The following is an 8392-nucleotide window of genomic DNA, read 5'->3' on the forward strand; positions in this document are numbered from 1 at the left end:
GGGCCGGGCGTGGGGCGAAGGTGGCGCGGGCCAGGACGATGTCGGCGCGGATCATGTCGGCGATGCGTTCGAGGTCGGCGTGGCGGCCTACCCGGTGGTGGCGGTTGCCGTAGGTGCGGTCACCGACGGCCGGTCCGGTGCCGGTTTTGGTGAGGATGCGGTCGAGCATGCGTTGGGCGGTGGCGCGTTCGCTGTCGCCGGTGTTGGGGTGCTCGATGAGCGCGCGCAGGCGGGAGATCCGCAAGGTTGCACTGGTCGCCATCGTCGCAGGGTATCGGAACGCGCCTGATCAGCGGCGTAACGCTTGCCGGATGGCGAGTTCGACCGGTGCGAGGTGCTCGGTTGGTCCGTCGATGCGCAGCGCCCGGGTGGGCGCGAGTTTGGGCTGTCCGAGGATGCGTGGGGTGTTGCCGCGGTTGGGTTGTCCGGCGTGCACGAGAAAGGGATGGCACAGGTAGACGTCGCCGGCGTGGCCGGTGGCGTAGGCGGTGGGCAGGTGGGCGGTGGCGGGGTCGGCGCGGGCGGCGAGTGTGCGGGCGTCGAGGCCGGTGTCGCCTTCGGGTTCGAGGAGGCGCGCGATGTGGTGGTGGGAGCCCACGCGCAGCCGGGTGGGGGCGTCGTGTTCGCCGATATCGGTGAACAGGAACAGCATCAGCAGAGCGCGGTCGCGGGAGCGGATGTTGGCGCGCCAGGTGAGGTAGTCGCCCGGTGTGGAGTGTTCGCCGGGGTAGCTGACGTCGACGTGCCAGCCGTCGAGGACCGCGGGTTCGTCGCCGGGGAATCGGATGACGAACCCGCCCAGCGTGTCGCGTGGTTGCCAGCGGCCGCGGCCGACGAGGGTGTCGAACGCGGCGTGCAGGGCCGGGGTGTTGGCGGCGTCGAGGAATGGTTGCTGGTGGTAGTCGCCGAGGCCGAGGGCTGGTCCGGTCCGGGTGGCGGGGTCGATATCGCGCCACAGGATGTCGCGGCATTGTGCGGCGAGTTCGTGGGAGAAGGCGCCGCGGAGCCGGACGAAGCCGTTGTCGATGAAGTCAGCGACCTGTGCGTCGTCGAGCATGCGGTCAGCGTCGCCGATGCGCGGTGTGGCCGCAATCGATTTTTCTCGGGATCGCCAAGGACTCGAGCCGGCGTGACCGTAAACGGGCTGCTGCACTGAATCCGCTGCGGCCACGCCGAACCCGACCGGCCGACCTTCGCGCTACCGCCAACCCACACCAGGCGCGACTTCAGCAGATCACTTCAGGCATCCTTCGCCGCGCCGTCTCCGAGCAGCGCCCGCACATCGGGCAGGTTGCCGATCCGTTGTGTCGCCGGGCGGCCCGGAGCCTCGGTTTGCGTACTCCCGGTGGCGCGCAACCGTGCCCGGATCTGCTCGGGGGTACCGCGCCCGGCCCCTGCCGCCGCGAGCGCGCCCTGGTAGCAGGCGATGGCGCCGACGACGATGGGTGAGGCACTCGAGGTGCCGCTGAAGGTGTCGGAGTACCAGAGGTCTTCGTCCCCGCCGCCTTGCAGATCGCCGTAGCCGGTGGTGGTGACCTCACGCCCCCAGCCCTGGGCGTCGACGCGGGCACCGTAGTTGGAGAAGTCCAGCCGAGAGCGGGCCGGGCCGTGATCGCGCCCGTGGGTGCCCGGCGGCGGCGCACCCGCACCCACCACGATCGCACCGGAATCGGCGACGCCACCGCGGAACGGATTACGCCACGTCGAGGGGAATTCGGCAGGCTTGTTGTCGTAGAGCGCCGCGTCGAGATCCTCGCCGCCGTTGCCCGCGGCTTCGACGACCACGACGCCGCGGCCGATGGCGTAACGGATGGCGGCCCAGTCGTCGGGCCACCATTCGATGGCGATGTAGCCGCGCTGGTCGCCGCGACCGGCGTAGTTGAATCGCGGTCCCGGGCGATGCAACTCGATGAGCAGGATGTCGCCCGCGCTCAACGCGTCGGCGGCCGACCGGATCGCGGCCGCGGAACCGCCGCCACCGAACACCGATACCGCGCGAATCCCGGCTTCCGGTGCGATCCCGGTGATGCCGAAACCATTGACGTCGCCGCTGATCTGCCCGGCCACCGCCGTTCCGTGATTGCGCCACCCCAGATCCGGTGACGGACTGCCGCCGATGATCCCGCCCTGATTGTCGAGCAGATCCTCATGGGTGAACCGCCACGCGCCCTCGACATCGATCACCCTGACTCCGGTGCCGCGGCCACCTGGCCGAGTCCACGCCCACTGCGCGTTCACCCCGTCCGGCGCCGCGCCCAGATATCCCTGGCGGGTCAGGAAATCCGGTGTCACCGCGGGTGGTTCGGTGAGGGCTCGGGCCGCGACATCGGCGACGGTGGTGCTGATCGGCGGTGCCAGCGGCGGCTCGGCGGGTGGTTTCACATAGGCGGCGGCGACGGCGTCATCGGCGCGCAGCCGTTCGGCTTCGGCCTCCAGGTCGTCCTCGACACCGGCGACGGTGAAGTAGTTCAGCAGTTCGGCGCCCGCGGGTTCGACCGGGGTGCCCGCCAGGCGGTGCTCCAGTCGCCGCGGCGGACCGAACACCCGCGACAGGGCCGCATTCGGTAGCAGCTCCCCCAGCCGTGTTTCGGCCGAGGCGTTCTCGCGCAGGGCGGCGGGGTCGATGGCGGCGGCCGCGCCGTGGGTGACGACGACCAGCTCGGCCGGGGTGCGGGGCGGCTGGAACCCGGTCGGGCCGAGCGAATTACGACGCTGATCTGGTGATCCCATACCGCCAAGTCAACCCGCTGGACGGCTGGGCCGCCAGCGGTTCGGCGTTTCAGCGCCCCATGGCGTGTCCGCTGCCGGGTGGCATGACGATGGTGGTATCGACGGCCGGGCGCGGCGGCGCGGGCCGAGGCGGAGCCGGTTCGGTTTCCGCCGGCTGCGACGGCGGCTCGGCGGGAGCTTTACGGGCGGTGAGGATTTCGGTGATCCCCAGAGCGATCATGCAGCAACCGGCGGTGGCGGCCAGGACGTCGGCCGAATCGAATGGCACGATCGCCACCACGATCCCGGCGATCAATGTCGCCAGCCCGATCACTTCGTGCGCACCACGTCCCGGAGTGTCGTCGTCGTCCCATACCGCGGCGATCGCATGCACCACCCCGCGTACTGCCCAACCGATACCGAGCCACATCGCCACCAGCAGCACCCAGTCCCCGCTGCGGAACGCGAGCAGCCCGAGCACCGCCGATACCGCGCCCGCGAGGAACATCAATACGCGGGGAAAACGGCCGAGTCCCGAGGCGAATGCGATGGTCAGTTGCAGTACCGCACCGACCAGCAGATACACCCCGGCCAATGCGGCGAGCGTCGCCACCGATTTCCCCGGCCACATCATGATCACGACCCCGAGCAGCACCGAGCAGATGCCGACAACCAGGACCGTCTGCCGCGCACCGCGACCCAACACCGACATCGGACCCGAATCCTCGTAGGTGGGCATAGCGACATGATATGGCCAACCCGTGCCGTTTGCCGAACGATTGCCACATTCGCCCGGTCAGGGTGGCATTCACCCGCCGCACCCTGCTCGGTCGAGTGTGCTCCCGCGTCGAAGGCACCGAGGCTGCCGGTACGGCTCACTGTGACGGAGCAGTCTCGGGCGACTCTCTGCCGAAGCGGTTGCGCGCGCGGTAGATTGTGGGAGTGAAAGCTTCGCCCCTGTCGATCGGGGCTCTCGTCGGCGCTGTTGTCGGAGCACTGCTGATTTCCCCGGTGGCCGCTTGCTACCTGGCTCCTGCATTGACATTGTCGGCCATTGTCGACAGTGCAGAACTGCTCACGGCAACCCTGCTCGGCGCATGTCTGCTCACCGGAGCGGTCCTCGGCGCATGCGTAGGCGCTGCTTTCGGGTGTGCGGTCGCCGCCGACCGCCGCAACGGCGGTTTCCACTGCCGCGGCCACGGGTGATCTCGGCCCTGCTCCGGAGCCACACCCGGTGGGCGCACCGAGTGACCACCACCGGCGGTCCGCACGTGATATCCGATGTCGTGCTGCCTGTTCGGGTGCTTGGGCGGATCGTGTCAGGACAGGCACCCGCACGCAGCGCCCGCCGGCCGCGGATCCGAGAGCTGCGCCGGCCCTCGGAAAACGCTTGCGGCGCCGTTCATGCGTTCTTGTGGCGCTGGTAGTGCCTGGCGACGCGGGCACGGTTGCCGCAGAGCGCTGGGGAACACCAGCGGCGGCGCGGATGGGTGGGCAGAAAGAGCATCCGGCACTGCGGTCCCTCGCAGGCACGGACCTTCACGACCGCGGGGTCGCCGAGTAGGTCCACGGCGGCCTCGGCGAGCTGGGCGAGCAGGCGAGCCAGGCTGTCGCCGTGTCGACCCGCGATGACGCCGAGATCGGGCTGGAGGATCCGGTAGGCGGGGGCGGTGCGGATCGCCCGGTTGACGGCGTCGAGGGCCTGGGTGGGCACTGGGTCGCCGCGTCGGGCCGCCTCGACGGCTGTGCGGATGTGTTCGCGGAGTTCACCGACCGCGGTCAGCGTCGCGGTCGTGACCGATGACGGTGCGGTGATCCGGTCGGCCTGCCGCGCCAGCCAGCGCTCGAAGGCCTCGACGCTGTCGAGTGCATCGATCTCGCCGTCGCGGGTGGACGCACGAGTGTTGAGCAGGTCCAACGCGAGTGGCTCACCGATCAGCAGATCCATAGTTCTAATGATATCTCAGTGGGTTGACACATTAGAACTAGCCTGATTTGATCTAATGCGTTCTTGATAGAGAGAGGCATTAGTGATGAACGTTCCTGAGGTCAGGCACGGGTTCGTGGACGTCGACGGGGTGCAGGTCTTCTACCGGGAGGCCGGGCCGGCGGACGGCACGACACTGCTGTTGCTGCACGGCTTCCCGTCCGCGTCGCACCAATACCGGCGGCTCATGGACGCCCTCGGCGGCCGCTATCGGCTGATCGCCCCGGACTACCCTGGCTTCGGGCACACCGAGACCCCGGACGGTTTCGTGTACTCCTTCGACGCCCTGGCCGATACCGTCGAAGGATTCGTGCAACGGATGGGTCTGGACCGATTCGTGCTCTACGCCTTCGACTTCGGTGGGCCCATCGGCCTGCGCCTGGCCACCAGGCACCCCGAGTGGATCGCCGGGCTGATCGTGCAGAACGCCAACGCCTACGAGGAAGGCCTGTCGGAGCTGGCCCGCAACACGATCAACGCGGCGGCCGACGAGCTCGGCGACCTGTTCACCTTGCCGGTCACCCGGAGCCAGTACGAAGGCGGCACCAGCGATCCCTCGCTCGTCTCCCCCGACGGATGGACGCTCGATCAGCACTTCCTCGACCTTCCCGGACGCAAGGACGCCCAACTCGCCCTGGCCCTGGACTATCGCAGCAACGTCGAGCTCTACCCCACCTGGCAGGCGTGGCTTCGCCGGCACCAGCCGCCGACGCTGATCATCTGGGGTCGCGGCGATGCGTTCTTCCCCGAACCCGGCGCCCACGCCTACCGGCGCGACCTGCCCGACGCCGAACTACACATCCTCGACACCGGCCACTTCGCACTGGAAGACAAACTGCCCGACATCGTCGCCCTCATCGACCGATTCCTGAGGAAGTTCACCATGAAGATCGCCGTCATCGGAGCAACCGGCAACCTGGGCGGCGCCATCGCCCGAGAGGCCACCGCCCGCGGGCACCGGGTGTCGGCGCTGTCCAGCGCCGATCTCGACGTCCGTGACCCCGACTCCATCCGCGCCGCGGTCGCAGGCCACGATGCCGTGGTCGCCGCGGTCAAAGGCTCCGACCACCTCGTTCCCAAGGCGGCCTCCGCCTTGATCGAGGCCGGCATTCGACGTCTGTTGTTCATCGGCGGCGGCGGAAGCCTGCTCGCCCCGAACGGCCAACGGTTCGTCGACTCACCGAGTTTCCCGGCCCAATACCGGGAGACCGCGCTCGACCAGGCCGATGCCCTCGACATCCTCCGCCGCGACGGCGCCGCCGTCGACTGGACCTACCTGAGCCCACCGCCCATGCACCTCATTCCCGGCGAGCGCACCGGCGTCTACCGGACCGAAGCCGGCGACACCCCCGTCACCGACGCCAACGGCGACAGCCGTATCACCATCGGCGACCTCGCCTCCGCGGCGGTGGACACCCTGGAGCGCAACGCATTCCTCCGCCAACGCATCACGGTCGGCTACTGACAACGCCGCGGTGCCGCTTCCGCGGGGAGCCACGCCACGGGCAGTGGCCGCAGGACGGCAGTCGTTTACCGCAGACGAGCACGCGGGGCCACCTCGATGATCACCACCTCACGGCACCGCCTGGCTGGACGGCATATCCGCCGGGCGTGCCGGAGGTGGTGATCCCGCTGCGGGAATCGCCTCGATCGCGGCAGTGTGCGGGCACTGGCCGGTCCGCTACCCGACATCGGTTGTCTTGCCGGCTGATTCCAGGAGCGCGTCGAGTTGGCGTTCGGCGCGTTCGGCGCGGGCCAAGGTTTGCGCGCGGGCGTCGTCGAGGGCCGCGATGCGGGCAGCCGCGTCGGCGTGGGCTTTGTCGATCGCGGCGGCCGCTTCCGCACGCGCCGCGGTGAGGTCGGTGGCGGCGGTTCGGCGGGTGTCGGCGAGTTCGGTGCGGACGTGGCCGAGTTCGGTGCGCGCCCGCTCGAGTTCGGCGCGTAGCTCCTGGATCGTGTGCGCGCGTTCGGCGGCCGTGCGTTCGGTGCGTTCGATGGCCCGTTCGGCGTCGGCGGCGCGCTGGACAGCGAGATCACGTTCGGCGGCGGCCGCGGTGACCTGCTGGGCGGCGGCGCGGCGAATCTGTTCGATCTCGGTGGCCGCGGTGGTGCGTACCCGTTCGATCTCTTCACGGGTCTGTTCGCGTACCCGTTCGATGTCGTCGGCGCATTCCTGACGGGCGGCGCGAATCTCGGCGTCGGCGGTGCTGCGGGAGGCGAAAACATCGGCGGCGGCCTGTGTGGTCACCGCTTCGACCTCGCGCAGCGCCTCGTCGCGATCGGCGCGAGCCCGGGCGGTGTCGGCTTCGGCGGCGGCACTGCGCGCCTCGGCCGCTTCGGCGGCCGCTGCAGCGTCCTCGGCGGCTTCTTCGGCGCGCACCCGCTGCTCGTCGGCGGCGCGGCGGGCCTGTTCGGCATCGGCGGCGGCCACTTCGGCTTCGGCGATGCGGCGGGCGGCCTCGGCTTGGATCTGCTGAATCTGCGCCTCGGCCACCGACGGGTCGGCCAGCGTGGCGAGTTCGGCGACGGCCGCGTTGAGGGTGGTGCCCAACTGCTGGGCCAGGCCACGGAACTGTTCGAGCAGCTCATCGGCGCGCACCCGCGCCGCCGTCGCCGGACCAGGCTGCGTCACAGTGACGGAATCTCCCGGTGTCGTCGACTCCTGTTGCTGCCGTTGACGTTCCCGCCACGCCCGCCACCGCGTGTGCTCGGGAAGGTCGCAGTATTCCGACGGCCGCCCCGGCCCCCCGCCCTTCGTGATCGGTCGCGCACACCCCGGGAAGTTACATACGTTCGCCACCGGAAAATCGTAGCGTTTGTTTCGTTAGCGGCGACGTAATGACACGAAACGAAATCCAGAGAATCCCAAGGGAATCGGCTCGATCCTGACCGCCGATAAGTGAACATTATCGGCGGTCAGGAATGGCGCCCTTGTTGGCTCGAGGAGTCGGCCGACCGGGCTCGTGCCCGCGGATCCCCGCAGTCACAGGCGATGCGAAAACTGGGGTCGCTGGTACGCGCGTCCCACAATGCGGCGGGTTCGGTGCGGTGCACCCCCTCCCCTACCATCAGCACCCCCATCGGGTGGCTGGGCGCGACGGTCCGTCACGCCCAGCGTCGGCAGTGGCCAGGTGCCGCGCGCCGCTCGGCCGCCCTGGATCGGTTTCTCTGCGGCCCTATGGTGTCCCGGCCGCGGACGAATGCCCTCGGCCTTCGTTGCGAATCCGCTCCGAGCCGTCATCTACGCCGCCCCCGCCCGTGCACACGGCACCCGTATGCCGCGCCGGTCGGGCCATGCCGAGGGCGTCTAGTTCGACTTCATCGGCCTGGACCGCCGGCCGCATCGACGCGCAGAGCGATGCCCGTGTTCATGAGGTGGCGGGCGGCGCCGATGACGGGCATGGGCTCGTGTTCGGCGAGCCCTCCGACGGCCGCCTGGGTTCGCGTCAGTCCGGCAGCCAGTGCAGCTCGTGCGCCACGGTTCTGGCGACGGTACGGATGCGGCGGTGCAGCGGCGACTGTTCGCGTGGGAGGACCAGGTGGATGCTCAGGCGGGGCGCGGCGCGCAGCGGTCGCCAGGTGAGGCCGGCCGGTGCCGCTGTGGCCGCGGCTTCTCCGGCCGGGGCGAGAGTGATCCCGTCACGCAGGTCGCGTTGAGACATGTCGAAGGAGACGGCGGGGGTGTGGAATCGGGGG

Annotated in this window: 6 protein-coding genes and 2 pseudogenes; 1 reads left to right on the forward strand and 7 read right to left on the reverse strand. The window is 69.8% G+C overall.

The window, feature by feature from the left end; genetic code table 11:
• The 5 genes and pseudogenes from GV790_RS28450 to GV790_RS28470 all read right to left on the reverse strand — a co-directional run.
• Nucleotides 1-262, reverse strand: a pseudogene (locus tag GV790_RS28450) (hypothetical protein); the annotation flags it as partial.
• 27 nt (nt 263-289) lie between these two features.
• Complete coding sequence (locus GV790_RS28455; RefSeq protein WP_163817862.1) at nt 290-1057, reverse strand: phytanoyl-CoA dioxygenase family protein; 768 nt, start codon at nt 1055-1057, stop codon at nt 290-292.
• Nucleotides 1058-1239: 182 nt separating this feature from the next.
• A complete protein-coding gene (locus GV790_RS28460; RefSeq protein ID WP_163817864.1) occupies nt 1240-2730 on the reverse strand; it encodes a S8 family serine peptidase in 1491 nt (496 codons plus the stop codon).
• 49 nt (nt 2731-2779) lie between these two features.
• A complete protein-coding gene (locus GV790_RS28465; protein WP_163817866.1) occupies nt 2780-3448 on the reverse strand; it encodes an HdeD family acid-resistance protein in 669 nt (222 codons plus the stop codon).
• 663 nt (nt 3449-4111) lie between these two features.
• Nucleotides 4112-4657 (reverse strand): CGNR zinc finger domain-containing protein, encoded by a 546-nt coding sequence (locus tag GV790_RS28470; RefSeq protein ID WP_163817867.1) that lies wholly within the window; start codon nt 4655-4657, stop codon nt 4112-4114.
• A gap of 85 nt (nt 4658-4742) precedes the next feature.
• On the opposite strand from GV790_RS28470, the gene GV790_RS28475 reads away from it, so the two are divergent.
• The gene (locus tag GV790_RS28475; RefSeq protein WP_163817869.1) at nt 4743-6161 is read left to right on the forward strand and encodes an alpha/beta fold hydrolase; all 1419 of its coding nucleotides are present in this window, start codon (nt 4743-4745) and stop codon (nt 6159-6161) included.
• Nucleotides 6162-6377: 216 nt separating this feature from the next.
• Here GV790_RS28475 and GV790_RS28480 read toward each other — a convergent pair whose 3' ends face one another.
• Entirely contained in the window at nt 6378-7328 is a 951-nt protein-coding gene (locus GV790_RS28480) for a hypothetical protein (protein WP_175586029.1), read from the reverse strand.
• Nucleotides 7329-8142: 814 nt separating this feature from the next.
• A pseudogene (locus GV790_RS28485) lies at nt 8143-8392 on the reverse strand (LysR family transcriptional regulator); the annotation flags it as partial.

It is taken from the genome of Nocardia cyriacigeorgica (genome assembly GCF_010858045.1).
Classification (GTDB): domain Bacteria; phylum Actinomycetota; class Actinomycetes; order Mycobacteriales; family Mycobacteriaceae; genus Nocardia; species Nocardia cyriacigeorgica_E.